A 26,044-nucleotide genomic window follows, 5' to 3' on the forward strand; every position below is an offset into this window, starting at 1 on the left:
GAGAAAGTGATTGTTCTGAGCGTCGGCCCGGACCGCCTCTGCGGCCTCCGGACCCGCCGTCGGCTACGAAGGGATCACCGTGAGCCATACCGTGGAGTCCCCCGGCTCGGCCACCGTCCCGGCGTCGGTGCCACCGAGCCCGTTGCGCACCGCGTCGTGGAGCCGCATCCGGGAACTGTTCGCCCTGGACCCGACGACAGTGCATCTCAACACCGGAACCGTCGGGGCCATGCCGTACGAGGTCCTCGACACCGTCGACCGGGTCACCCGGCAGTGGACGGGTGGACTTCTGGACGTCTACCGGCCGGCCATGTTCACCGAGTACCGGGCCTTCATCGGCAAGACGTTCGGGGTGGACGAGGACGAGATCGTCATCTGCCACAACGCGACCGAGGGCGTCGCCCGGGTCATCCACGGGCTGGACCTGCGCGCGGGTGACGAGGTGGTGACCACCACCCACGAGTGCTACTCGGTGTTGTCCAACTTCAACCTGCTGCGCAACCGGCACGGCATCGTGATGCGCACCGTCACCCCGCCGTCGGGCCACGACGTACGGGCCGAGGAGATCGTCGACCTGGTCGAGTCGGCGATCACACCGCGTACCAGGGTGCTGTCGTTCGCGGCGATCACCCTCTTCACCGGCACCATGTTTCCCGTCCGGCAGCTGTGCGAGCTGGCACACCGGTACGGCCTGACCACAGTCATCGACGGCGCCCTGATCCCCGGCATGCTCGACGTGAACCTGCGCGACTACGGCGCCGACTTCATCACCTGCTCCGGCTCGAAGTTCCAGTGCGGACCGCTCGGCACCGGCCTGATCTACGTCCGCAACAAGGTCGTCCCCGAGTCCAACCCGCTGCCGTTGCCCACCTTCTGGCCGCTCATCTCGACCTGGTACCCGATGATGGGCAGCCCGCCGCCGCGTACCACAAACGAGGTCGCCAGCTACAACATGGGCGACTACCTGCAAAGCGCCGGCAGCGCCAACCTGGCGCGCGGCGCCGCGCTGACCCGCGCCTTCGAACTGTGGGACGACATCGGGCGGCACCGCATCGAGCGGTACGTCATGGAGCTCGCCGAGTACGCGCGCGGCCGACTGATCGAGGCTTTCGGCGAGGAGGCCATGTACTCCCCCGGCGTCGATCCCCGGCTGCGCTCACCGCTGATCGCGTTCAACCCGTTCCGCCGCCCCGAGGACGCCTGGAACATCAAGAAGTTCATCACCTTCGTCAAACGACTTGAGACCGAGCACCGGATCTGGACCCGTTGGACCGAGTTCGACGTCCCCGGATCGCCGCACCAGCACTACGCGGCACGCATCACCACGCATCTGTTCAACACGCGTGAGGAGATCGACCACAGCGTCCGGACGATGGTCCGCCTTGCCGAGGAGATGTCCTGAGGTGACCCAGGCACGCAGCACCACGATCAGCACACCCGGCACCCGGCACCGGAACATCCTGCGGTTGCTCGGTACCACCGCCGTCCACCAGGCCGACCCGGCCGCCGCCTGGTCCCCGGCCGAGCGCCAACTGCTGCGGCTGACCACGCGGCAACTGGTCAGCTACCGCGGGGCGGCTGACCCGACCGACTGGCGGGCCCTCGGCCCGGTCGGTGACCTGGCCGTCGACGTGCCGTCCACCTACAACGCCGGGCTCGGCGCCAGTCACCGCTCGTATGTGGCACACCTGCGCCCGGACGTGTGGTGGGACACCCCGCAGCCGAGGCGGATCACCGCTCACGACGTCGTACGCGGCTTCAAGCGGCTCGCCAACCCCGTGACCCGCCATCCCGCGCTGCCCTATTTCCGCAGCACGATACGAGGCATGGACCGGTACTGCGCGGAGTACGCCGCCGCCGTCGCCGGTCAGCCGGTCTCCGCGGCACTGCTGGCCGGCTTCGCCAACGCGCACGATCTGCCCGGCGTGTTCGCCCTCGACGACGAGACGGTCGTCATCGAACTTGTCCGCCCGGCGTTGGACTTTCCCGACATGCTCGCCCTGTCCTGCGCCTCCCCGGCCCCCGCCGAGTACGACGCGTACCTGCCGGGCAGCCCCGAACTGCACGCGCATCTCGTCGCCAGCGGGCCGTACCGGGTCGCCGCATGGCAGCCCGGGGAGACCATCCGGTTGGAACCGAACCCCACCTGGCGTCCGGAGAGCGACCCGGTGCGGCGCCAGCGTTTCGACGCGGTGGAGTTCCGGGTCTCCGACGACGGTCCGCGCCGGCTGGCCGACCAGCTCGCCGCCGACGTGGCCGACCTGCCGTGGGGGGTGCCCGTCGGCGAGGTGAGCGGGTATCGGGCTGACCCGTTCCTGGTGTTCAACCTGCGCGACCCGGCCAACCCGGCGGTGGCCACGGCAGCCGTGCGGCGGGTCATCGCCGACGCGATCGACCGGTCCGCGCTGGCCCGGATCGCCCGCGCCGACGACCCGTGGTCGGCGATTCGCGAGGCGTACACCGTGGTGCCGCCGGGCAACGACGGACACCTGCCGCCGGACCCACCGGCCGACCCACCGGCGCACGGCACCCCCCGCGAGCGGCTCACCGCCGCCGGCCATCCGGACGGACTCGTCCTGACCGCGGTGTGCCCCGACCGGACCGAGGAGGTGGCCCTGGCCCGCGCCTGGGCCGCCGACCTGGCCACGGCCGGCATCGAGGTACGGCTGGTGGCATTGGACGAGGCGACGCACCGGGCGCTGCTCACCGGCGCCGCAGACGCACCGGCGCAAAGCTGGGACGTCAGCACCACGTCGTGGACGGCACCGTGGGGGTACGGCAACGCGCGGGTGTTCCTCCAGCCGCTGGTGGATGGCGCACGGCCCAGCGGCCACCGCGACGAGGAGATCGACCGGATGGTCGAGGAGGCGGTCGACGCCGCCGATCCCCGGGAGGCCGTGGCGTGCTGGCAGCGGGTGCAGCGACGGCTGCTGGCCGACGCTGCGGTCGTACCCCTGCTGTTCCGACGCCCCACCGGCGCGGCGCCGCGCGGGCCACGGGTGCACGGCGCCGATGCCCTGCCCTCGCTCGGTGGCCTGGCCGACCTCGGCGACGTCCGCCTGAGGAACGAGCGGTGAGCACCGCCGAGGAGGTCGTCGCCGACTACCTCACGCTCGGGCTGCGGATGGGTCGGTTGGTCGACGGCTACGTCGACTGTTGGTTCGGCGATCCGGCGCTGGCCGCCCGGGTCGCCGCCGAGCCGGTCCCCGACCCGGCGACGTTGGCCGGGCAGGCCGGTGAGCTGCTGGCTCGGCTGTCCGACGCGGACCTGCACACCGACCGCCGGCGGTTCCTCACCGCCCAGGTGCGGGCCGTGCACTGCGCCGCCCGGCGGGCCGCCGGTGAGCCGATCGGCTTCCTCGACGAGGTACGAACCTATTTCGGCGTCGAGATCGGGCTCGGCGACCCGGAGCGGTACGCGGCGGTGCATGACGCGATCGGCGCGCTGCTGCCCGGCAGCGGCACGCTGATGGAGCGGGTGGAGCAGTTCTACGCCCGCAACGTGGTGCCGCCGGATCGGCTGGGTCCGGCGGTACGGGCCGTCACCGACGCGCTGCGTGAGCGTGCCCGGCCGCTGCTGGGGCTGCCCACCGCCGAGCAGGTGGAGATCGAGGTGGTCCGCGACCGGCCGTGGAACGCGTTCAACCGCTACCACGGCGGGTTTCGCTCCACAGTGACCCTGAACGAGACGGCGGGCCGCACGATCGCGGTGCTGCCGTTGATGGCGACGCACGAGGCGTACCCCGGTCACCACGCCGAGCACTGTCTCAAGGAAGCCGGCCTGGTCCGGCAGCGGGGCTGGGACGAGCACCGGATCGCCCTGGTCAACACGCCACAGTGCCTGATGGCCGAGGGAACCGCCGAGCACGGTGCGACCGCCCTGCTCGGCCCCGGTTGGGGCCGGTGGACCAGCGAACTGCTGACCGACCAGGGCGTCACCGTCGAAGGTGAGCTGGTCGAACGGCTGGTCGCACTGGTCAACCAGCTCATGCCGGCCCGCCAGGACGCGGCGATCCTGCTGCATGACCGGGGCGTACCGCCCGACGACGTCGTGGCCTACCTGCACCGGTGGCTGCTGCTGCCCCGGGACCGGGCCGAGCAGATCGTCACCTTCCTGGTCGATCCGTTGTGGCGGGCGTACTCCACCACCTACGTCGAGGGTGCCCGGCTGGTCGGCTCGTGGTTGGCCGCCCGGCCGACCGAGGTGCCGCTGATCGAGCGGTATCGCACCCTGTTGACCGAGCAGGCGCTGCCCGGTCAACTGCACGACGACATCGTCGCGGAGGCGGCCGCTCCGGTCCCCACGGCCAGCTGATCCGGCCGGCGTCAGCGGCGCCGGGACAGATACGCCTCGGTCGCGTCGGCGGCGCGTACCGCGCCGCCGGCCTGCCGCACCTGCTCCCGCATCGCCGCCACCCGCTGCGCCAGCGCAGGGTCGCCGGCCACCCGCTCGACCGCGGCGAGCAGTTCCTGCCCGTCGGCCTTCTCCCCCGGCAGGAGCACACCGAGACCGAGCTGGTCGACCCGGCGGGCCATCGGCTGCACGTCGAAGGAGTGCGGTACGACAACCAGTGGGCGTCCCCAGTGCAGCGCCTCCATCAGGGTGCCCATGCCACCGTGCGTGACGCAGACGCTCGCCCGTTCCAGCACCTCCACATGCGGCACCCACGGGTGCGCCTCCACGTTCGGCGGCAGTTCGCCGAGCTGCGCCGGGTCGACCTGGTCGCCGAGGGTCATCACCACGTGCCAGGGCTGATCGGCGAACGCGCGGGCACAGTCGCGGAAGAACTCCGGCCGGTCGTTGAAGGTGGTGCCCAGCGACACCAGCACGACCGGTAGGTCGTCGACGGGCGGTGTCCACCGCCCGAGAAAACGTCGTTGCCCGAAACAGGGCCCCACGAACTCGAACCGCTCGTCGAAGCTCTCCCCGGCGATCTGGAACGCCTTCGGCACGAACACCAGGTTGAACTGCTCGACGTGCTGCCAGCACGCGACCACCGACCGGGTCAGACCGTGCTCGGCGAGCAACGCCGCCAGGGTGTCCCGGAACGCCGGGAGGTCCAGCGGGTCGATCGTGCCGGCCAACTCGATCATGTCCCGGGAGAAGGAGTAGTGCTCGTTGGAGGCGAAGGCGGCGCTGAGCCGGCCGGCCGGCCGATCCCAGCGGGCGGCCAGCAGCTGACCGGCGATGAACGGGAAGTCGTCGTAGAGGATCAGGTCCGGGACGTCGTCGTCGAGTGCGGCAGCGGTGGCCCGCAGCACCGACACGTTCTCCCGCAGATACATCAGGTGCGGTCGGACACCGAGGTCGTCGGCGCCGAAGACCTCGGCGGCGTCGGCGTCGATGATCTCCGATGCGTACGGCACCACGGTCGCGCCGGCCGCCGCGACCGGCGCGGCGAACCCGCCTGCGGTGACGTAGCTGACCCGGTGTCCACGCCGGACCAGCTCGGTGACCACCGCCAGGGTGGGCAGGACCAGGCCGTGGCTGGCCACGTTGACGAAGAGCAGATGGGCCAACGGTCGACTCCGTCCGTGGTCGCGTCCCGCACCGGTGCGGCACGGGTTCAGGTCAGGACATCCAGGCGTCCGGTGCCGGACCGCCGCGCCCCGGCGGCGGGAACAGCTCGTCCAACCGGGCCAGTACGTCGGCCGCCAGTGGCTGCTCCAACGCCCGCAGGGCACCGTCGAGGTGCTCCGGCGTACGGGGACCGACCACGGCCGCGGTCACTCCCGGCCGGTGCAGCACCCAGGCCATGCCGACCTCGGCCGGGTCCCGTCCGAGATCGGCGCAGAAGCGCTCGTACGTCTCCAGCGCCGCGCGGTGCCGGGCCAGCCCCTCCGCGGCCCGCCCCTGGGCGGACTTCACCGCCGTGCCCTCCGCCCGCTTGCGCAGCACACCGCTGAGCAGGCCACCGTGCAGCGGCGACCAGACCAGCACGCCGATGCCCTCGGCTGCGGCGGCCGGTAGCACCTCCAACTCGACGTACCGGCTGACCAGGTTGTAGACGCACTGCTCGCTGGCGAGACCGAGCAGCCGGTGTCGGCGGGCGGCCTCCTGTGCGCTGACCAGGTCCCAGCCGGCGAAGTTGGAGGATCCCACGTAGCGGACCTTGCCCTGGCGCACCAGTTGCTCCATGGCCTGCCAGATCTCGTCCCAGCCGACCTCCCGGTCGACCTGGTGCATCTGATAGAGGTCGATGGTGTCGGTCTGCAACCGACGCAGCGACGCCTCGCAGGCGGCGACGACATGCCGGGCGGACAGGCCCCGGTCGTTGGGGTTGTCACTCATCGGATTGCCCACCTTGGTGGCCAGCACCACCGAGTCGCGGCGGGACGGGTCCTTGGCCAGCCAGCGGCCGATCATCTCCTCGGTCCAGCCACGGTGTACGCGCCATCCGTAGATGTCCGCGGTGTCGACCAGGTTGACCCCGCGGTTCCACGCGTGGTCGAGCAGCCGGTGGGCGTCGGACTCGTCGACCCGACCGCCGAAGTTGACGGTCCCGATCGCGACCCGGCTCACCCGCAGGCCGGTCCGGCCGAGCCGGACATGCAGCGACGCCACCCGTACCTCCTGTGCCGGGCCGGATCCACCATCCGGCAACCACCCTTACACGATATAGATTTATGAAGCATGCGACGTGGGACGATATGAGGTCCGCAATCAGGAAGAACGGTTAGCACCCCTGGACGCCCTTCCGCCCTTGACCACCCTCATTAATCACTTGAGAATCATGTGGCACCTATCGAGGGGGGCGCGATGATCCCGTTGTCCAAGGTCGCCATGTCACCGGACGTCGGCCGACGCGTCTCCGCCGTGCTGCACAGCGGGCGTCTGGAGCACGGGCCGACCGTGGCCGAGTACGAGGCGGCGGTCGGCGAACGCATCGGCAACCCCCGCGTCGTGTCGGTCAACTGCGGCACCGCCGGACTGCACCTGGCCCTCAGCCTCGCCGCCCGCCCCGGGCCCGGGCAGGCCGCTCAGGCCGATCCGGGTGAGGTGCTGAGCACCCCGCTGACCTTCGAGGGCACCAACTGGCCGGCCCTCGCCAACGGGCTGCGGGTGCGCTGGGTCGATGTCGACCCGGCGACGCTCAACGTCGACCTGGACGATCTGGCGGCCAAGATCTCACCGGCCACCCGGGCCATAGTGGTCGTGCACTGGCTCGGATACCCGGTGGACCTCAACCGGCTCTCCGCCATAGTGGATCAGGCCGCGGCCAGGTACGGTCACCGGCCACTGATCATCGAGGACTGCGCTCAGGCGTGGGGTGCCACCTACCGGGGCACCCCGCTGGGCACGCACGGCAACGTCTGCGTGTTCAGCACCGGGGCGATCAAGACCCTCACCACCGGCAGCGGCGGACTGGTCGTGCTGCCCGACGACGACCTGCACGAGCGGCTGCGGCTGCGCCGGTGGCTGGGCATCGAGCGAGCCTCGGACCGGATCACCGGCGACTACGACGTGGCCGAATGGGGTTACCGTTTCGTCCTCAACGAGATCGGCGGTGCCATCGGCCTGTCCAACCTGGAACACGTCGACGAACTGCTGCGCCGGCACCGGGAGAACGCCGCCTACTACGACAAGGAGTTGACCGGTCTCGACGGCGTCGAACACACCGAACGCGCCGACGACCGGGAGCCCTCGTTCTGGGTGTATCCCCTGAAGGTGCGCGACCGTGCCGCGTTCATGCGCCGGCTGCACGAGGCCGGCATCGCCAGCAGTGTCATCTCCCGCCGCAACGACGCGCACAGCTGCATGGCGTCGTCACGAGCCCACCTGTCCGGCCTGGACTCGGTGGCCGACCGGGTGGTCTACATCCCGGTGGGCTGGTGGCTCACCGCGGAGGACCGCTCCCACGTCGTCGAAACGATCAGATCCGGCTGGTGAACCACGCCAGCCGTCACCTCGACCCGAAGGGCACCGACATGCGCGTCCTGTTCGTCTCCTCCCCCGGTATCGGTCACCTCTTCCCCCTGGTCCAGCTCGCCTGGAGTTTCCGCACCGCCGGCCACGACGTGGTCATCGCGCTGGCCGAACACACCCAGAAGGCCGCGGCCGCCGGCCTGGAGGTGGTGGACGTGGCCCCGGACTACAGCGCGGTAAAGGTCTTCGAGCAGGTGGCCAAGGACAACCCGCGGTTCGCCGAGACGGTCGCCACCCGCCCCGCCATCGACCTGGAGGAGTGGGGGGTGCAGATCGCCGCCGTCAACCGGCCGCTGGTGGACCGCACCATCGCTCTCGCCGACGACTTCAAGCCGGACCTGGTCGTCTACGAGCAGGGCGCGACCGTCGGGCTGCTCGCCGCCGCACGTGCCGGGGTACCCGCCATCCAGCGCAACCAGAGCGCCTGGCGCACCCGGGGCATGCACGCCTCCATCGCCTCATTCCTGACCGACCTGATGGAGAAGCACCAGGTCACCCTGCCCAAGCCGAGCGTGACGATCGAGTCGTTCCCGCCGAGCCTGCTGCTGGAGGCAGAGCCGGAGGGATGGTTCATGCGCTGGGTGCCGTACGGCGGCGGGGCGGTCCTCGGCGACCGGCTGCCGGCGTCCCCGCCCCGCCCGGAGGTGGCCATCACGATGGGCACCATCGAGCTCCAGGCGTTCGGCATCGGCGCGGTGGCGCCCATCATCGCCGCCGCCGCCGAGGTGGACGCAGACTTCGTGCTGGCGCTCGGCGACCTCGACATCACCCCGTTGGGCGAGCTGCCGCCGAACATGCGCGCGGTCGGCTGGACCCCGCTGCACACCCTGCTGCGGACCTGCACCGCAGTGGTGCACCACGGCGGTGGCGGCACCGTGATGACCGCGATCGACGCGGGCCTGCCGCAGTTGCTCGCACCCGACCCCCGCGACCAGTTCCAGCACACCGCACGGGAGGCGGTCAGCCGGCGTGGCATCGGCCTGGTGAGCACCGCCGACAAGGTCGACGCCGACCTGCTGCGGCGGCTGATCGAGGACGAGTCGATGCGCACGGCGGCGCGGGAGGTACGCGAGGAGATGCGCGCGCTGCCCACCCCGGCGGAGACGGTACGACGCCTCGTGGAGCACATCGCCAACTGAGCCGGCTCACGCTGTCCGCCGGCCCGTCCGGCGGACGGCGTGACCAGCCACCGGAGGGAGAACCTCGTGTTGGCCGATGCCGTGACCGCGTTCGATCCGACCGCCGTCGACGTCCGGCGCGACCCGTACCCGTCGTACCACTGGCTGCTCCGCCACGATCCGGTGCACCGCGGCGCCCACCAGGTCTGGTACGTCTCGCGTTTCGCCGACGTCCGCACGGTGCTCGGCGACGAACGGTTCGCCCGGACGGGCATCCGTCGATTCTGGACCGACCTGGTCGGGCCCGGCCTGCTCAGCCGGATCGTCGGCGACATCATCCTGTTTCAAGACGAGCCGGACCACGGCCGCCTGCGTGGGGTGGTCGGCCCCGCCTTCTCGCCGTCGGCGTTGCGCCGCCTGGAGCCGATGATCGAGGCCACCGTCGACGACCTGCTGCGCCCGGCGCGGGCCGTCGGCACGATGGACGTCGTGGCCGATCTGGCCTACCCGCTGGCACTGCGCGCGGTGCTCGGGCTACTCGGCCTGCCGGCCGGCGACGCCGACGCGGTCGGTCGCTGGTCGCGTGCGGTGGGCCGGACGCTGGACCGGGGTGCCACCGCCGAGGACATGCGGCGCGGGCACGCGGCCATCGCCGAGTTCGCCGACTACGTGGAGCGGGCGCTGGCCGAGCGGCGCGACGACGGTACGGACCTGCTGGCCCTGATGCTCGCCGCCCACCGGAGCCGGCGGATGAGCCGCAACGAGATCGTCAGCACCGTGGTCACCTTCATCTTCACCGGCCACGAGACAGTGGCCAGCCAACTCGGCAACGGCCTGCTCAGCCTCCTCGACCATCCGGAGCAGTTGGATTCGGTGCGCCGACAGCCGGACCTGGTGCCCCAGGCGGTCGAGGAATGTCTGCGCTTCGACCCGGCGGTGCAGTCGAACACCCGGCAGTTGACCGCCGACGTCGAGTTGCACGGCCGGCGGCTGCGCCGCGACGACGTCGTGGTGGTCCTCGCCGGTGCGGCCAACCGGGACCCCGGGCGGTACGACCGACCCGACGAGTTCGACGTCCGCCGCGAACCCGTGCCGTCGATGTCCTTCGGAGCGGGCATGCGCTACTGCCTCGGGTCGTACCTGGCCCGGCTTCAGCTGCGTACCGCCCTCGGCGCCATGGCCGCGCTGCCGGACCTGCGCCTGGCTGTCAGCCCGAACGAACTGGTCTACCAGCCTCGAACGATGTTCCGCGGTCTCACGAGGCTGCCGGTCGCGTTCACGCCGGCCGGCTGAGCCCCGCCGGTGGTCCGACGTACGCGAGCAGGAGGAGCAGGTGCCATGAGACAACCCGGTGCCGAGTACGACGTCATAGTCGTCGGGGGCGGTCCCGCGGGGGCGTGCACCGCCGGTCTTCTCGCGCTGGAGGGGCACCGGATCCTGTTGCTGGAGCGTGAGAAGTTTCCCCGCTACCACGTCGGCGAGTCGCTGATCACCGGCATCGTCCCGACGCTTACCGCGTTGGGACTGCTCGACCGCATGGCCGAGCTGCGGTTCCAGGTCAAGTACGGCGGCAGTCTGCTGTGGGGCGAGAACCAGACGGAGCCCTGGTCGTTCCGCTTCCGAGAGGTCCGGGGTGGCCGCTACGAGTACGCCTGGCAGGTCCGGCGCGCCGAGTTCGACGCGATGCTGCTGGACCGGGCGCGGGAGCTCGGTGTGCACGTCATCGAGGGGGCAACCGTACGGGACGCGCTCACCGACGGCGACCGGGTCACCGGCGTGCGCTATCAGTTCAAGGGCGAGTCGGACTCCGTGTCGGCGCGGGCGACGATTGTGGTCGACGCCGCGGGCCAGCATCGCTGGTTGGGTCGTCGGTTCGGGCTTGTCGACTGGTACGACGACCTGCGCAACGTGGCCGTGTGGAGCTACTGGCAGGGCGCCCTGCGCTACCCGGGTGAGCACGAGGGGGACCTGCTGACCGAGAGCTGCCGGCAGGGCTGGCTCTGGTACGCGCCGCTGAGTCCGGAGCTGACCAGCATCGGCTACGTCACGACAAGCGATCGGCTGGTGGCCTCAGGGCTGTCGCCGGAGCAGCTGCTGGAAAAACAGATCGCGGAGTCGTCCGAGGTCTCCTGGCTCACCTCGGGCGCGAAGCGGGTGGATATCTATCGCGCGGCGCGCGACTGGTCGTACACCTGCCAGCAGTTCTCCGGCCCGGGCTGGGTCCTTGTCGGCGACGCCGCCGCGTTCATCGACCCGCTGCTCTCCTCCGGGGTGACCCTGGCCATGCGCGGAGCGAGCAGCGTGGCGAAGGCGGTCCACGAGACGCTCACCGCACCGGACAAGGAACGGCACGTCATGAAGGACTACGAGGACCGGTACCGGGACTTCCTCGGCCAGTTGCTGGAGCTGGTCCGGTTCTTCTACGACGGCGCGCACGGCAAGGAGGAACTGCACCTGCGGGCTCAGGCCATCGTGGATCCCGACCGCAGCCTGCCGCCCAAGCTCTCGTTCGTGTCGCTGCTCTCCGGGCTGGTCCGCGGGGACGAGAGCCTTGCCCCCGGCGCAATCGACGAGCATTGACCCCCACATCTGACGCTATATATTGTTAAAGTAAAGATCCTAAGATCATTCGCCCCGAGGAGTGAACTCGATGCGCACCGCCGGAACGTACATTCGTGGGATCGGGGCCTACCTTCCTGAGACCGTGACCGTCGAACACGCCGTCGCCCAGGGCTGGTATCCCGAGGAGGACATCGAGACCCACGAGCTCGGAGGCGCCGCCGTCGCCGGGGACCTGCCCGCGCCGGAGATGGCCCTCCGCGCCGCACAGGACGCCCTGAAGACCAGCGAGCTGAATCGCGGCGACATCGACCTGCTGCTCTACGCGGCCGCCTGGCACCAGGGCCCCGAAGGCTGGATCGCCCACGCGTACCTTCAGCACTACCTGCTCGGCGGCGTGCCCCGGGCGAGCGAGATCCGGCAGGGCTGCAACGGCATGTTCACCATGCTGGAACTGGCCGCGAGCTACCTCAAGGCCGAGCCGGAACGCACGGCCGCGATGCTGGTCGCCGCCGACAACTACGGGACCCCGCTGTTGGACCGCTGGCGGACCAACCTCGGGTTCATCCTCGGCGACGCCGCCTCGGCGGTGGTGCTGAGCACCGAGAGCGGCTTCGCCGAGCTGCTGTCGGTCTGCTCGATCACCGTGCCGGAGGCTGAGGAGGTCCACCGCGGCGGCGAGCCGATGTTCCCGCCCGGCGCGACCCTCGGCAAGGATCTCGACTTCGGCGCGCGGCTCTTCTACCACATCACCGAACAGACGCCCGTGCTCGCCGTGCTGGGCGAGGCACAGGAGACCATGACGACCGTGGCCGAGCAGGCGCTCGCCGAAGCCGGCATCGACACCACCGACCTGACCCGGGTCTCCTTCATGAACTACTCCCGCGAGGTGGTGGAGCAGCGCTGCATGGCGCCACTCGGCCTCGGCATGGAGAAGTCCACATTCGACTTCGGCCGCATGATCGGCCACTGCGGCGCCAGCGACCACCTGCTCGCCCTGCACCACCTGCTGCGTACCGGTGAGCTGACGGCCGGTGACCACGTGCTCTGGCTCGCGATGGGCCCCGGCGTCGAGTTCACCGCAGCCGTGCTGCGCATCCTGCACACCCCCGACGGCCTCTGACCGGCCCGGAAGCCGCCACCGACCACGGAGGTACGACGATGACCCGGGATGACCCAGCCGGCCGCCCCTTCCAGGTGGCCGTCATCGGTGTCGGCTGCCGGCTGCCCGGCGACGTCGACAGCCCCGACGCCCTCTGGGAACTACTGCTCAAGGGGGGACAGACCAACGCGGAGATCCCCACCCAGCGGTGGCGGGCGTACCGCGAGCGAGGCCCGGAGTACGAGGCGGTCCTGCGGGAGACGGTGACCGCCGGCAGCTATCTCGACGACATCGCCGGATTCGACGCCGAGTTCTTCGGCCTGACCCCACGCGAGGCCGCCGAGATGGACCCGCAGCAGCGGATCCTGCTGGAGGTCGGCTGGGAAGCGCTGGAACACGCCGGCCTGCCACCGACCGGTCTGGCCGGCAGCGACACCGGCGTCTTCGTCGGAGTCAGTACCACCGACTACGGCGACCGGCTGCTGGAGGACCTGCCCACCGTCGAGGCATGGACCGGCATCGGCGCGGCCACCTGCGCACTGGCCAACCGCATCTCGTACGCCCTGGACCTGCGCGGACCGAGTGTCGCCGTCGACACCGCCTGTTCGGCGTCGCTGGTCGCGGTCCACCTGGCCTGCCAGAGCCTGCTGCTCGGTGAGAGCACCGTCGCCCTGGCCGGCGGCGTCAACCTGGTGCTCGCGCCCGGGCAGAACGTGTCGCTGAACGCCGCGGGCACGCTCGCGCCCGACGGGGTCAGCAAGTCCTTCGACCGCGACGCCGACGGCTACGGCCGAGGCGAGGGTTGCGGTGTGCTGGTACTCAAGCGACTCGACGACGCGGTCCGGGACGGCGACCGGGTGCTGGCAGTGATCATCGGTAGCGCGGTCAACCAGGACGGACGCACCGACGGCATCATGGCCCCCTCCGGAGAGGCCCAGCAGCACGTCGTCCGCCGCGCCTGCGCCCGCGCCGGCGTCACTCCGGACAGCGTCGACTACGTGGAGGCACACGGCACCGGCACCCGACTGGGCGACCCGGTCGAGGCCGGCGCGCTCGCCGCGGTCTACGGCGCCGGCCGACCGCCGGAGCGGCCCTGTCTGATCGGGTCCATCAAGTCGAACATCGGTCACCTGGAAGGCGCGGCTGGCGTCGCCGGACTGATGAAGGCGATCCTCGCGCTGCATCGGGACCGGATTCCCGGCACCCCGCTGCGCGGCCGGTCGATCCCCGCCGTCGACGGCGACGGCACCGGGTTGCGACTGGTCACCAGCCCGCTGCCGTGGCCACGTCGCGACGGGCCCCGCCGGGCCGCCGTCTCCGGCTTCGGGTACGGCGGCACCATCGCCCACGTGATCCTGGAACAAGCCCCGACGCTGCCGTCCACCGACACCGCGGACGACGACGCAGGCCAACCCATGGTGCCACTGTCCGCCCGCTCCGCCGCCGCCCTTCGCGCGCAGGCCGGCCGACTCGCCGACCGGCTCGCCGCCGACGACCGGACCAACCTGGCCGACCTCCGACACACCCTGGCACACCGACGCGCCCACCTGAGCCACCGTGCCGTGGTCACCGGCACCGACCGCAGCGGACTGGCCGCCGCGCTGCGCCAACTCGCCGACGATCAGGCGGACGCCGGCACCGTGTCCGGGGTCGCACCGGGCGGCCGCTCCGTACGCCCGGTGTGGGTGTTCTCCGGGCACGGGTCGCACTGGGCCGGAATGGGCCGCGACCTGCTCAGTCACGAGCCGGCGTTCGCCGCCGCGATCGACGAGATCGAGCCGGTGGTCGCCGAGGAGGCGGGCTTCTCGCTCCGCACCGCCCTCGGCGCCGCGGAACTCGGCGGCGTCGACCGGATCCAGATCCTGACCTTCGCCATGCATCTCGGTCTCGCCGCCGTGTGGCGGGCGTACGGAGTGCGACCGGCGGCGGTGATCGGCCACTCCGTCGGTGAGGTGGCCGCCGCCGTCACCGCCGGCGTACTGAGCCCGGTCGACGGCGCCCGACTGATCTGCCGCCGCTCCGCCCTGCTACGCCGTGCCGCCGGGCGCGGCGCGATGGCCATGGTGACCCTGCCCTTCGCCGACGTCGCCGAACGGCTGGCCGGCCGCGCCAACCTGGTCGCGGCCATCGCCTCCGCCCCCGCCGCCACGGTGGTCTCCGGCGACATCGCCGCCGTGGACGAGATCATCGAGCAGTGGCCGGCCGATCGGATCGCCGTTCGCCGGGTGCAGTCCGATGTGGCCTTCCACAGCCCGCACATGGACCCGCTCGTCGACGAGTTGCGCGCCGCGGTGCTCGACCTGGACCGTTCACCGGCCGTGGTACCGATGTACTCGACGGTGCTCGACGACCCGCGCGCGACGCCCAGCTGCGACGGTGACTACTGGGCGGCCAACCTGCGGCGCCCGGTACGCCTGGTCCATGCGGTCGAGGCGGCCCTGGCCGACGGACATCGCGCCTTCCTGGAGATCTCCGCGCACCCGGTGGTCGCCCATTCGCTGCGGGAGACCGCCGACCACGCCGACATCGCCGACGTGTACATCGGAACGACCTTACGGCGGCACGCCCCCGGCCACCGCACCATGGTGGCGGCAGTCGCCGGAGCGTACTGCCACGGCGTCGAGCTCGACTGGACGCGCCACTCCCCGCAGGGCCGGCTCGTCGAGCTGCCCCACTACGCCTGGCAGCACCGCGAGCACTGGCGTGAGCCCGAGCCGCCGGGCACCGCAGGTGGGCACGACATCGGGTCGCACACGCTGCTCGGCACGCCGACCAGTGTGGCCGGCAGCGAGCTGCGCCTCTGGCACACCGTGCTCACCGACGCCACCCGCCCGTACCCGGGCAGCCACCAGGTGCAGGGCGCGGAACTCGTGCCGGCGGCGGTGCTCGTCGCCACGTTCCTCGCCGCCGCTGCCCGCGACGGTGCTCCGGTGGCGTTGCGGGAGCTGTCGATGCGGGTCCCGCTCGCCACCCACGTGCGCCAGGAGATCCAGGTGGTCGACGACGAGGGCCAGCTGCGGCTCGCCTCCCGACCGGCCAACGGCGACCCGGCGCCGTGGCTGACCCACGCCACCGCCCGGGCCGTGCCGGCGAACGACCCGCTTGCCGGCACGGTGGCCACACCGCCGGCCGGCGGTGTGGTCGCCGACGTCGGGCTGGTCGCCGCCCACCTGACCGCCGTGGGAGTGCCGGCCACCGCCTTCCCCTGGACGGTGGACCGTCTGATCACCGCCGAAGGCGGCCTGCGGGCACGGGTCCGCTTCCCGGAGTCGGCCGGCGGCTGGGCGGCGATCGTCGACGCGGCCGTTTCCATCGCACCTGTCGTCTTCCCCGGCCCGCCCCGACTGCGCCTGGTAGACGGCGCCGAGTGGGTCGAGATGGCCGGCGCGCCGCCGACGGTGGCGGTGATCGACGTGATCCGCGACGCCTCCCGGGAGGACACCGCCTCGGTCCTGGTCAGCGCGCCCGACGGCACGATCGTCGCGCAGTTCGCCGGCTTGCGGTACCCGGTGGTGCCGGACGCGCCGGACGGGCCGGCCGACCAGTCCGGAGCGGCCGGCGGGTCGCTGGCCGGGATGGATCCGGACGAACTGCGCGAACGCCTGATCGACGAGGTGCGCGCCGCGATCGCCGCGGAGATGAAGCTCCCCGCCGAGTCACTGGACCCGCGGCTGCCCCTCGTGCAGCAGGGCTTGGACTCGGTGATGACCGTCATCGTGCGGCGACGGCTGGAGAAGACGTACCGCCAGGTGCTGCCGGCCTCGCTGTTCTGGCAGCAACCGACAGTCGTGGCGATCGCGGCCGAGCTGACCGAGTTGATCGCCGCCCCGCCGCAGCCGGCCGGAGCGGCCGCCCGCTGACCCACCGGACGCGCCCCACCGGAGGACCGCATGGCACCGACCACGAGCATCACCCAGCCCGGGCTGCGGCACCGGATGCAACACCTGATCTACGGCTTCTTCACCGCCCAGACGCTGCACGTCGCCGCCCGACTCCGGATACCGGACCTGCTCGCCGACGGTAAGGCCGACGTCGCCGCGCTGGCCGAGGCCACCGACACGCACGCGCCGTCACTGCGGCGGCTCCTGCGCGCGCTGGTGTTCCTGGAGGTGCTGGAGGAGCCGGAGACCGGGATCTTCGTCCTCACCGAACAGGGCGAGCTGCTGCGGTCGGACGCCATCGGGTCGATGCGGGAACTGGTGCTGCTGCTCTCCGGGCCGGAGAGCTGGGCCGCCTGGGGGCAGCTCGAACACGGCGTCCGCACCGGCGAGGTGGCCTGGGAGCATGCGCACGGGCAGAGCTGCTTCGCCTACCTCGCCGCGAACCCCCAGCGGCAGGCGGCGTTCAACGCGGCAATGGCGGAGGGTTCCCGGGCGTTCGTGCCGACGCTGATGTCCGCGTACGACTTCTCCGACCTGGAAACCGTGGTGGACGTGGGCGGTGGCAGCGGGGACCTGCTCGCCGGGCTGCTCACCGCGTACCCACGGCTGCGGGGCACGGTCTTCGACACCCCCGACGGCGTGGCCGACACCGCGCGCACGCTCACCGCGCGGGGCGTGGCCGACCGGTGTGAGGTCCGGTCCGGGGACTTCTTCCGGTCGGTGCCGTCGGGCGCGGACGCCTACCTGCTCAAGAGCGTCCTGCACGACTGGGACGACGACGAGTGCGTGGCGGTGCTGCGGACCGTCCACCGAGCGACCCGCCCGGACAGCCGGATCCTGCTCGTGGAGTCCGTCATGCCACCGACCGTCAGCACCAGCCCGAGCGTTGCTCAGGTGGTCATGAACGACCTGAACATGATGGTGTGCCACGGCGGCCGGGAACGCACCGTGGCCGAGTTCCGGGAGCTGTTGCGCGCGGCGGGTTTCCAGCTGGATTCCGTCGCGCCCTGCCCGGCGCCGAGCGTGATGTGCGTACTCGAGGCGACGCCGGTGACGGACGGAACGCAGCCATGACCAGCCTGGGTGACCTGCACACCACCGGGCCAACCGCCCCACCGGCCCGGGCCACGATGGTCCGCGTTCCCGGTGGCACGTTCCTCCAGGGTTCCCCGGAGCGGACGTTGGACTGGCTGGAGGCCGAGGGGCAGGCCTTCCCCCGGGACTGGTTCACCGACGAGACGCCGCAGCGACCGGTGACCCTGCGCGACTACCTCATCGACCGGTACCCGGTGACTGTCACCGAGTTCGCCGACTTCGTCGCCCGCACCGGGTACGTGACCTCGGCGGAGCGGGCCGGCGGCAGCATGGTCTACAGCGACTACTGGGAGATCCGCGAGGGCGCGTGTTGGCACCGTCCGGCCGGCTACGGCAGTGGCGTCCGCAACCGCGGCGACCACCCGGTCGTGCACATCTCGTATCCGGACGCCGAGGCATATGCGACGTGGGCGGGCAAACGGCTACCGACCGAGTCGGAGTGGGAACGGGCGGCGACCGGGCGGGCGTACCGGCTCTGGCCCTGGGGCGACACCTGGGACCCGACCCGGGCCAACACCGCCGAGTGGACCGGCGGCAGCCTCCGCGGGCTCGATGAGTGGCGGAAGTGGTGGTCGGGGATCCACAACGCCCAGGGCCCGGTGCCGCAGACCACACCGGTGGGCGCGTTCTCACCGCACGGCGACAGCCCCGAGGGCTGCGCCGACATGACGGGCAACGTGTACGAGTGGACCTCCACCACCGCCCACCTGTACGCGCCCGAGACCCGCTGCGACCCCACCATCCACCTGGTGATGGGCCGGTTCCGGGCGATCCGGGGCGGCTCCTGGATGAATTTCCGCTACCAGGTCCGATGCGCGGAGCGGCTCTACGGAGACCCCACCGGCTGGTCCAACTTCGCTCTCGGCTTCCGCTGCGCCGACGACGCGCCCGAGTCCGGCGCCGAACACCACGGGAGGTAGCAAATGGTCACGGTGCTGCTGTCGGCGGGCTGGGCCCACCGTGGGCAGAAGACGTTCGCGTGTCACGAAGGCACCGTCCGCGACGTCATCCGGGAGTTCGTCGAGTCCTACCCGCACTACCGGCGGCGGCTGCTCGACGACGACGGTGAGCCCCTGACCTACTACAACGTCTACCTCGACGGTGACCTCGTCGAGGCCACCGACCGATCCCGGGTGGCCGCCCCCGCCGACAGCACGGTGGCCATCGTTCCGCCCCTGGCCGGTGGGTGACCCTTCGGCCGGTCGGGTCGCCGCCACCCACCAGGGTCAACCTTTGGAGTAGTCATGGTCCTGCCGCACACAGAAGCCCGACCTCGTCCGGGGCACGCCGACCGGGACCACCTCGCCGCCCGGCTGGCCCGGTCGGCACGACACCGCCCGCGTCCGGTCGATGACCTGGAGGCGTGGCTGGACGCGCGGGCCCGGGCCAACCCCTTCGAGATCACCGAGGTGCCGTTCGCCGAGCTGACCGGGTGGTCGTTCGCGCCGCACAGCGGTGACCTGGTGCATGACAGCGGCCGGTTCTTCAGCGTCGAGGGCCTGCACGTCCGCACCGACGGTGGGCCGGTCGACGAGTGGTGGCAGCCGATCATCCACCAGCCGGACCGGGCCATCCTCGGCATCCTGGCCCGTGAGATCGACGGTGTGCTGCACTTCCTCCTCCAGGCCAAGATGGAGCCGGGCAACGTCAACGGCATCCAGTTCTCCCCCACCGTGCAGTCCACCCCCAGCAACTACCTGCGGACACACCGGGGCGCACGGTCCCGGTACGTGGAGTACTTCCTGGAACCCGGGCGTGGACGAGTGCTGGTCGACGTGCTCCAGTCGGAGCAGGGTTCGTGGTTCCGCGGCAAACGTAACCGCAACATCGTCGTCGAGGTGACCGACGACATCGAACCGCACCCGGACTTCGTGTGGCTCACCCTCGGCCAGATCCACGACCTGCTGCACCGGCCGAACCTCGTCAACATGGACGCCCGTACCGTGCTCTCCTGCCTGCCCGGCCACGCGGTCGCGGCCGACCCCGCCGCCGCCCCGGGCATCGCCGCCGCCGTCGCGCGGTCCTCGCTGGCTGACGACGATGCGGCGTGGCAGCCGTTGCTCCAGGTCCGCAACTGGTTGACCGCCAACAAGGCCGGCCGGACCCTGGTGGCTCACCAGGTGCCGCTGCGGCAGGTACGCGACTGGCACCGAGGCGACGCCGACATCCGCCACCGCTCCGGCCGGTTCTTTCGAATCGTCGGGCGTGCCGTGCGGGCCAGCAACCGGGAGGTGGCCCAGTGGCGGCAGCCGCTCCTGGCCCCCTGCGGCACCGGTCTGGTCGCCTTCGTCGTCCGGCGTCTCGGCGGCGTCCTGCACGTGCTCGCCCACGCCGACCTACGACCCGGCTACCGGGACATCGTGGAGCTTGGCCCGACCGTGCAGTGCACTCCGGACAACTTCACCGGCGCGCACCGTCCCACCTACCTGGATCTGGTCTGTTCCGACCGGGTCCAGGTGCATTACGACGTCCTCCAGTCCGAGGAGGGTGGCCGGTTCCACCACGCGGTGACGCGGCATCTGGTGGTGGAGGTGGGCCCGGAGTTCCCGGCCGTGACCCCACCGGACTACACCTGGGTGACCCTGCGCCAGCTCACCGCGATGACCGCGTTCAGCTACCAGGTCAACATAGAGGCGCGCAGCCTGCTGCTCTGTCTGCGGGCGCTGACATGACCGGGTACCAGAGCCCGCCGACCGGCGACCAGCCCGGCGCTGCGGTGCCGTCAGGGTCGACCGATCCGGGCATCGACGCGTTTCCGCTGCCTCGGCGCTGCCCCTTCAGCCCTCCTGCCGAGTACGCGCGACTACGCGCCGAGCACCCGGTCGTCCGGCTGCCGATGCTCGGCGGTGACACGGCCTGGGTGGTCTCCCGGCACGCCGACGTCCGGCAGGTGCTCAGCGACCCCCGGATGAGCGCGGACCGACGTCGGCCCGGTTTCCCGAAGTTCGCCCCGACCACGGAAAGCCAGCGGCAGGCGTCGTTCGCGAACTTCCGCCCACCCTTGAACTGGCTGGACCCGCCCGAGCACGCCATCGTCCGGCGACAGATCGTCGACGAGTTCTCCGTACGCCGGGTCCGGCAGTTACGGGCGCTTGTCGAACGGGTGGTCGACACCCACCTCGACGCGTTGGTCGCTGCCGCGCCCGGCGCCGACCTGGTGTCGACGTTCGCCTACCCGGTGCCGTCACAGGTGATCTGTGAGGTGCTCGGCGTGCCCTACGGCGAGCACGAGTTCTTCGAGCGCCGTTCGACGCTGATGTTCCGCCGGAGCGCGCCGGCTGACGAACGCGCCCGCTGTGCCCGGGAGATCCGCGACTTTCTCGACGTGGTGGTCAGCGACAAGGCACGCCGTCCCGGCGACGACGTGCTCAGCCGGCTGCTCCAGCAGCAGCGCAGCGCCGGTGACGTGGACCACGAGGCCGTGGTGAGCATGGCGTTCGTGCTGCTGGTCGCCGGGCACGTCACCACGTCCAACATGATCGCGTTGAGTGTGCTGGCCCTGCTCAATCATCCGGCACGGCTGGCCCGGCTACGCGCCGAGCCCGAGCGGTTCCCGGCCGCCGTGGAGGAACTGCTGCGGTACTTCACCGTGGTCGAGGCGGCGACGGCCCGCACCGCCACCGCAGAGGTCACGATTGGCGGGGTGACCATCGGGGCGGGCGAGGGGGTGGTGGCGCTGGGGCAGGCAGCTAACCGTGATCCGGCGGTGTTCGAGCACCCCGACGAGTTCGACCCGGACCGGGACGCCCGCGCGCACCTCGCCTTCGGCTACGGCCGGCACGTCTGCCCGGGTCAGCATCTTGCTCGGTTGGAGCTGGAGGTCGCGCTCAGTCGCCTGTTCCGGCGGCTGCCCGGTCTGAGACTCACGACGGAGGTTGCCGACCTTCCGCTCAAGGAGGACGGCAACATCTTCGGGTTGTACGCCCTACCGGTCGCCTGGTGATCCGAGCGGGTGTCGGGCGAGCCCCGCGACGTCGAGCTGGCCAGTCCGCGTCCCGGTCGCTTTCCCGCCGCGACCCCGGCGGCGTACTCCGGCATCGGACCGGCCCTGGTCACGGCCGTTCGGTGATCAGCTTCTCCCACGCGCCGCCGATCCGGTCGGCGGTCGCCGTGGCCGCCGCCACCTGCTCCGGCCCGGCGGTGGCGATCCAGTCGACCGCCCGCCCCTCGGGCAGGTCGCCGGCCAGATAGTCACCCAACGCCAGCAGGCCCATCTCCCAGCCCGCGCCCAGCCCCCAGAGGCCGGGACCGGCGTTCGGCACGATGTCCGCCGGCACCGGCGCGTGCTCCAGTTCCAGGACTGTGGACTCGCCGTCCGGGGTGAGTCGTAGCTGAACCTCGCTGCTGCCACCGCCCGACTCCCAGGTCAGGCCGATCAGGCTGGGCCGCTCGCACCGGCGGATCTCACCGCTGGCGTTGCCCTCCAACTGGAAGCGTCCACCGGCCCGGAGCTCACCGGCGACGGGCAGGAACCAGCGCACCAGGCGCTGCGGATCGGTGATGGCGTCCCACACCTCTTCCGGGGAGGCGTCGTAGCTGCGCCGGAGCACCAGGATGCTCATGCCGTCCGGGTGTTCCCGCAACTCGCGGTCGGTGTCCTGGAGCCCGTCGAAGATCCTGTTCATTGCCCTCGTGGCCTTCCTGCGGGTGCACCCTCACACCGGACTCGATCCGGCGGCACCCGAGGACTTTAGCAGCCAGAACTCGCGCAATGTCCCATTCTGGACCGGGGCGACGGCCACGAGTCGCGCCGGCCCGCGCCGCCTGACGGCGTCGGTTCTGCCCAGGCGCATGGCGGGCGGCGGACGGTCAGGCGGCGCCACGCGTGGGGCGGCGCAGGAGCAGGATCACCACGGCGAGCAGCACGAGGCCGTCCAGCGCCAGCAGGGCGGCGCCCATCGGGTCCACCCCGTGGGCGTGCGCCCCGTCGTCGGTCGCGTCCGCCGGACCGGCGGGCGCCGCAGCGTTCGGAGAGCCGACGGTGAGGCGGGCGATGCCCGAGGCGGTACGCCCGTCGACGGTCACCACGTGGTAAGCCACCGCGAGTTGACCGGGCCGGGTCACGGCGACCTGCTGCCGCAGACCGTCGTCGCCGTCGGGCACGGCCGGCCCGGTGTTCAACCGGATCCGATCGGCGTCGTAGACCACGATGTGCGAACGACCGGGGTCAGGCTCACCGGCGACCCGGATGCGTACCGTGGTCGGCAGGTCCGGCAGGACCGCCCCGTCGGCCGGTTCCATCGAGAGCACCTCGACCGCCCGCCCCGCTTCCGATTCGGTGCCGGCCCGGCCGACCAGCGCCAGCACGGCCACCAGCGCCGCCAGGCAGATGGCGGAGCCGACGTAGATGCGACCGGTGGTGGACATCCCGCCCGATCAGCGTCCGGCCACTGCGGCCGGCTGACGCGGGTTGACCAGGCGACCGGCGCACGAACAGCGCATGGCCGCCCGCTCGGTCTCGTTGGGGCGCAGGTGCAGGTACATCGCGAACAGCATCGGGATGAAGACGACCGAGTTGTAGAACAGGTGCAGTTCCACCCGGGGCACCACCAGTTGCAGGATGCTGACCGGGCCTTCCTCGCCGGCGATCCGGAAACTGCTGTGCGCCTGGATCAGCAGCAGCGCGTGCTCGATGTGGTGCCAGAACTGTAGGGCGAGGGCCACCGTCCACCACGCCTTCGCGCGGCCGGTGAAGCCCGGCAGCAGCAGAAAAAGCCCGACCAACATCACGATGGCGTACCCGTAGTGCAGCCACTCGGAGCTGACCAGCCAGGGGAACGGCATCCCCAGCACGCCGCGTGCCTCCGGGCGTGCCCAACCGAGAACCCAGATCTGGTACGCCTGCACGAGGTGTTCCGCCCAGTGAGCCACCACCACAGCCATATAAATCGCAAGCGCTAGCCGGTGGTGCCGGCCGTTCAGGGAGGAGATCAGGCCGGACCATCTGGTTCTCGCGGCAGGTGTCACGGATCCTCCATTCCCCAGCGAAAGCCGTCTACAGACACCTTAGGAAGCTCGTCGTCGCCGCATGTCTCTGAGCTTGCCGTCTATGCGCGGGAGCGACCCGAGGGCTAGCCCGCCCGACAGCGCAGCTATATACATTGAAAGCTCACCGGATCGCGGGAGTGAGCAGATGCACCAACGGCGGCACATTCTCTTCGCCAACGTCCAGGGACACGGACACGTCTACCCCTCGCTCGGCCTGGTGAGCGAGCTGGTTCGGCGTGGCCACCGGATCAGCTACGTCACCACCCCGCTCTTCGCCGACGTGGTGACCGCGGCCGGCGCCACCGTGGTGCCGTACAAGTCCGAGTTCGACACCTTCCACGTGCCCGACGTCATCACCAAGGCGGACGCGGAAACCCAGTTGCACCTGGTGTACGTCCGGGAGAACGAGGCCATCCTGCGCGCCGCCGAGGACGGGCTCGCCGACGACATCCCGGATCTTGTGGTCTACGACGTCTTCCCGTTCATCGCCGGCCGGTTGCTGGCTACCCGGTGGCGTCGTCCGGCCGTCCGCCTCAGCGCCGGTTTCACCGCCAACGAGCACTACTCGTTCTTCGAGGAGCTGTGGAAGAGCCACGGTCAGCGCCACCCCGCGGACGTGCCGGAGGTCAACGACGTGATCGTCGATCTGCTCGCCCGCTACGGGTTGCGCAGCCCGGTCCGACAATTCTGGAACGAGATCGAGGACCTCAACATCACGTTCCTGCCGAAGTCCTTCCAGCCCTTCTCGGAAACCTTCGACGACGACCGTTTCGCCTTCGTCGGACCGACGCTTACCGACCGGCCGGTACGCACCGGCTGGCAGCCGCCCACTCCGGACACTCCGGTGATCCTGGTGTCGCTCGGCAACCAGTTCAACGAGCATCCCGAGTTCTTCCGGACCTGCGCCGAGGCGTTCGCCGGTACCCGGTGGCAGACCGTGCTGGCGATCGGCACCTTCCTCGACCCCACCGTGCTGGAGCCACTGCCGCCGAACGCGGAGGCCCACCCGTGGATCCCGTTCCACGAGGTCCTGCCGCACGCGGAGGCCTGCGTCACCCACGGTACGACCGGCGCCGTGCTGGAATCCCTGGCAGCCGGCGTACCGCTGGTCCTGGTGCCGCACTTCGCGACCGAGGCCGCACCGTCGGCGCGCCGCGTCGTCGAGCTGGGGCTCGGCTACGAACTGACGCCGGAGCAGGTCGAGCCGGCAACGATCCGGGCCACCGTGCAACGGCTCCACGACGACCCGGCGCTGGGCGAGCGGGTCGATCGGATGCGACGCGAGATCCTGACGGCCGGCGGCCCGTCGGCGGCCGCCGACCGGATCGAGAGGTACCTGGACCGGTCCCGGGGGTGATCAGGCCCACCGGCCCGGGCGGTATGGGTGTGCAACTTCGGCGAAAGCGCGGCCTGCCGGGAGCGGGAGGCCGCGCTTTCGCCGACGTTGTCGACCGGGGTCTCCAGCAGCGGCACGATGCCCGATCCGGGCCCGGCCGTCAGCGGCGGGCGGCGTGGGTCACCGTACGCTTCACCGTGCCGTCGGGGTTGAAGGTCGTCCACTCGCCGACCTTCTTGTTGCTGGCGTAGTCACCCCGGTCGATCAGCTCACCGGCGGCGTTCCACCTCGTCCACGTGCCGTGCTTGCGTCCGTGGTCGAATCCACCTCGCTGCATGATCCCGCCGGACGAGCGATACCACACCCACTCCCCGTGCACGGTCCCGTTGTCGAAGCCGCCCTCCGCACGCAACCTGCCGTCGGCGAAGAAGTGCTTCCAGGTGCCCTGCCGCTCGCCCTCGACATACTCGCCGACCATCACACCGCCGTGCGGATCCGGGTCGGTCCAGAGGCCCGTCTTGCGGCCCTGCGCGTCCTTCTCGTCCGGAGTCGGTGGGGTACTCACGTGCGTTCTCCTATTCGCTCAGTGGCCACCGCTCGATGATCGAGCGCAGTGGTGCGGTGTCGAGATGATGGACCTTGGTGCGGCCGACCCGTTCGGACCAGACCAGGCCGGCCTCTTCCAGTACGGCCAGATGCTGGGAGATCGCCTGTCGGGTCGAGGTGGTGCCATGCTCCGCGAACAAGCGGCTATGGATCTCGAACAGGCTCAGACCGTCGGCGAGAGCGAGCTCGTCCATGATCCGCCGCCGCGTCAGGTCGGCCAGCGCCCGGTAGAGCACCTGCACCCGTCAACCATAGGTAATCCGGCGCTTGCCTATCAAGGCTTCGTCTTCTCGCATCATGCGCCATCGCAGGCATGCTCTGTCGAATGCCCATCAGCCCAGCGGCCGTACCGAATCGAGGTCGCAGTTGCTGCCGCCGATCGGTGACAGGCGCGGAACCACCGACCATCCGCCGTCGCGGGCGGCGATGATC

21 protein-coding genes and 1 pseudogene are annotated in these 26,044 nt (G+C 71.1%); 15 read left to right on the plus strand and 7 right to left on the minus strand.

Annotation, left to right across the window (positions count from 1 at the left end; all coding sequences use genetic code 11):
- The first annotated feature begins 73 nt into the window (after window positions 1–73).
- From O7624_RS04395 to O7624_RS04405, 3 genes are read left to right on the plus strand one after another with little or no spacing between them, the layout of a single operon-like run.
- Window positions 74–1,402, plus strand: a complete 1,329-nt coding sequence (locus O7624_RS04395) for an aminotransferase class V-fold PLP-dependent enzyme (RefSeq protein WP_282240532.1) — start codon at window positions 74–76, stop codon at window positions 1,400–1,402.
- Window position 1,403: 1 nt separating this feature from the next.
- Complete coding sequence (locus O7624_RS04400) at window positions 1,404–3,077, plus strand: ABC transporter substrate-binding protein (RefSeq protein WP_282239036.1); 1,674 nt, start codon at window positions 1,404–1,406, stop codon at window positions 3,075–3,077.
- Complete coding sequence (locus O7624_RS04405) at window positions 3,074–4,315, plus strand: DUF885 domain-containing protein (protein WP_282239037.1); 1,242 nt, start codon at window positions 3,074–3,076, stop codon at window positions 4,313–4,315. The genes O7624_RS04400 and O7624_RS04405 overlap by 4 nt, the downstream gene beginning before the upstream one ends.
- An 11-nt stretch (window positions 4,316–4,326) precedes the next feature.
- On the opposite strand, the gene O7624_RS04410 is transcribed toward O7624_RS04405, so the two are convergent.
- Entirely contained in the window at window positions 4,327–5,520 is a 1,194-nt protein-coding gene (locus O7624_RS04410) for a macrolide family glycosyltransferase (protein ID WP_282239038.1), read from the minus strand.
- Window positions 5,521–5,572: 52 nt separating this feature from the next.
- Complete coding sequence (locus tag O7624_RS04415; protein WP_282239039.1) at window positions 5,573–6,604, minus strand: aldo/keto reductase; 1,032 nt, start codon at window positions 6,602–6,604, stop codon at window positions 5,573–5,575.
- Between the two features lie 156 nt (window positions 6,605–6,760).
- Here O7624_RS04415 and O7624_RS04420 point away from each other — a divergent pair, with 156 nt between their 5' ends.
- From O7624_RS04420 to O7624_RS04470, 11 genes and pseudogenes are all read left to right on the plus strand, one after another.
- On the plus strand, window positions 6,761–7,891 hold the full coding sequence (locus O7624_RS04420) for a DegT/DnrJ/EryC1/StrS family aminotransferase (protein ID WP_093409549.1): 1,131 nt from the start codon (window positions 6,761–6,763) through the stop codon (window positions 7,889–7,891).
- Between the two features lie 38 nt (window positions 7,892–7,929).
- Window positions 7,930–9,066 carry a nucleotide disphospho-sugar-binding domain-containing protein gene (locus tag O7624_RS04425; RefSeq protein WP_093409782.1) on the plus strand — a complete coding sequence of 379 codons (1,137 nt, stop codon included), beginning with the start codon at window positions 7,930–7,932 and terminating at the stop codon, window positions 9,064–9,066.
- Window positions 9,056–10,338, plus strand: a pseudogene (locus O7624_RS04430) (cytochrome P450); the annotation flags it as partial. The gene O7624_RS04425 and the pseudogene O7624_RS04430, both read left to right, overlap by 11 nt.
- Before the next feature lie 45 nt (window positions 10,339–10,383).
- Entirely contained in the window at window positions 10,384–11,625 is a 1,242-nt protein-coding gene (locus O7624_RS04435) for an NAD(P)/FAD-dependent oxidoreductase (RefSeq protein WP_282239041.1), read from the plus strand.
- 70 nt (window positions 11,626–11,695) lie between these two features.
- Window positions 11,696–12,727 carry a ketoacyl-ACP synthase III family protein gene (locus tag O7624_RS04440; protein ID WP_093409788.1) on the plus strand — a complete coding sequence of 344 codons (1,032 nt, stop codon included), beginning with the start codon at window positions 11,696–11,698 and terminating at the stop codon, window positions 12,725–12,727.
- 38 nt (window positions 12,728–12,765) lie between these two features.
- Window positions 12,766–16,566, plus strand: a complete 3,801-nt coding sequence (locus tag O7624_RS04445; RefSeq protein ID WP_282239042.1) for a beta-ketoacyl synthase N-terminal-like domain-containing protein — start codon at window positions 12,766–12,768, stop codon at window positions 16,564–16,566.
- A gap of 30 nt (window positions 16,567–16,596) precedes the next feature.
- Entirely contained in the window at window positions 16,597–17,661 is a 1,065-nt protein-coding gene (locus O7624_RS04450) for a methyltransferase (protein WP_282239043.1), read from the plus strand.
- Complete coding sequence (locus O7624_RS04455; RefSeq protein WP_282239044.1) at window positions 17,658–18,602, plus strand: SUMF1/EgtB/PvdO family nonheme iron enzyme; 945 nt, start codon at window positions 17,658–17,660, stop codon at window positions 18,600–18,602. The genes O7624_RS04450 and O7624_RS04455 overlap by 4 nt, the downstream gene beginning before the upstream one ends.
- Window positions 18,603–18,605: 3 nt before the next feature.
- Window positions 18,606–18,872 (plus strand): MoaD/ThiS family protein, encoded by a 267-nt coding sequence (locus tag O7624_RS04460; protein ID WP_093409562.1) that lies wholly within the window; start codon window positions 18,606–18,608, stop codon window positions 18,870–18,872.
- A gap of 54 nt (window positions 18,873–18,926) precedes the next feature.
- Window positions 18,927–20,354, plus strand: a complete 1,428-nt coding sequence (locus tag O7624_RS04465) for an NDP-hexose 2,3-dehydratase family protein (protein ID WP_282239045.1) — start codon at window positions 18,927–18,929, stop codon at window positions 20,352–20,354.
- Window positions 20,351–21,625: a cytochrome P450 gene (locus O7624_RS04470; protein WP_282239046.1), complete on the plus strand. Its 1,275-nt coding sequence runs from the start codon at window positions 20,351–20,353 to the stop codon at window positions 21,623–21,625. The genes O7624_RS04465 and O7624_RS04470 overlap by 4 nt, the downstream gene beginning before the upstream one ends.
- A 109-nt stretch (window positions 21,626–21,734) precedes the next feature.
- Here the strand turns inward: O7624_RS04470 and O7624_RS04475 are convergent, their stop codons facing one another.
- From O7624_RS04475 to O7624_RS04485, 3 genes are all read right to left on the minus strand, one after another.
- Window positions 21,735–22,307, minus strand: a complete 573-nt coding sequence (locus tag O7624_RS04475) for an SRPBCC family protein (protein WP_282239047.1) — start codon at window positions 22,305–22,307, stop codon at window positions 21,735–21,737.
- A gap of 184 nt (window positions 22,308–22,491) precedes the next feature.
- Window positions 22,492–23,049, minus strand: coding sequence for a copper resistance protein CopC (locus O7624_RS04480; protein ID WP_093409571.1), 558 nt, complete (start codon window positions 23,047–23,049; stop codon window positions 22,492–22,494).
- A gap of 9 nt (window positions 23,050–23,058) precedes the next feature.
- A complete protein-coding gene (locus O7624_RS04485; protein WP_282240533.1) occupies window positions 23,059–23,565 on the minus strand; it encodes a hypothetical protein in 507 nt (168 codons plus the stop codon).
- A gap of 250 nt (window positions 23,566–23,815) precedes the next feature.
- Between O7624_RS04485 and O7624_RS04490 the strand changes: the two genes are divergently transcribed.
- A complete protein-coding gene (locus O7624_RS04490) occupies window positions 23,816–25,027 on the plus strand; it encodes a macrolide family glycosyltransferase (protein ID WP_282239048.1) in 1,212 nt (403 codons plus the stop codon).
- Window positions 25,028–25,166: 139 nt separating this feature from the next.
- On the opposite strand, the gene O7624_RS04495 is transcribed toward O7624_RS04490, so the two are convergent.
- Entirely contained in the window at window positions 25,167–25,571 is a 405-nt protein-coding gene (locus tag O7624_RS04495) for a hypothetical protein (RefSeq protein ID WP_093409577.1), read from the minus strand.
- A gap of 10 nt (window positions 25,572–25,581) precedes the next feature.
- Window positions 25,582–25,854, minus strand: coding sequence for a helix-turn-helix domain-containing protein (locus O7624_RS04500; RefSeq protein WP_093409579.1), 273 nt, complete (start codon window positions 25,852–25,854; stop codon window positions 25,582–25,584).
- Window positions 25,855–26,044 lie beyond the last annotated feature (190 nt).

The organism is Verrucosispora sp. WMMD1129, assembly GCF_029581255.1.
In the GTDB taxonomy this organism is placed as follows: domain Bacteria; phylum Actinomycetota; class Actinomycetes; order Mycobacteriales; family Micromonosporaceae; genus Micromonospora; species Micromonospora sediminimaris.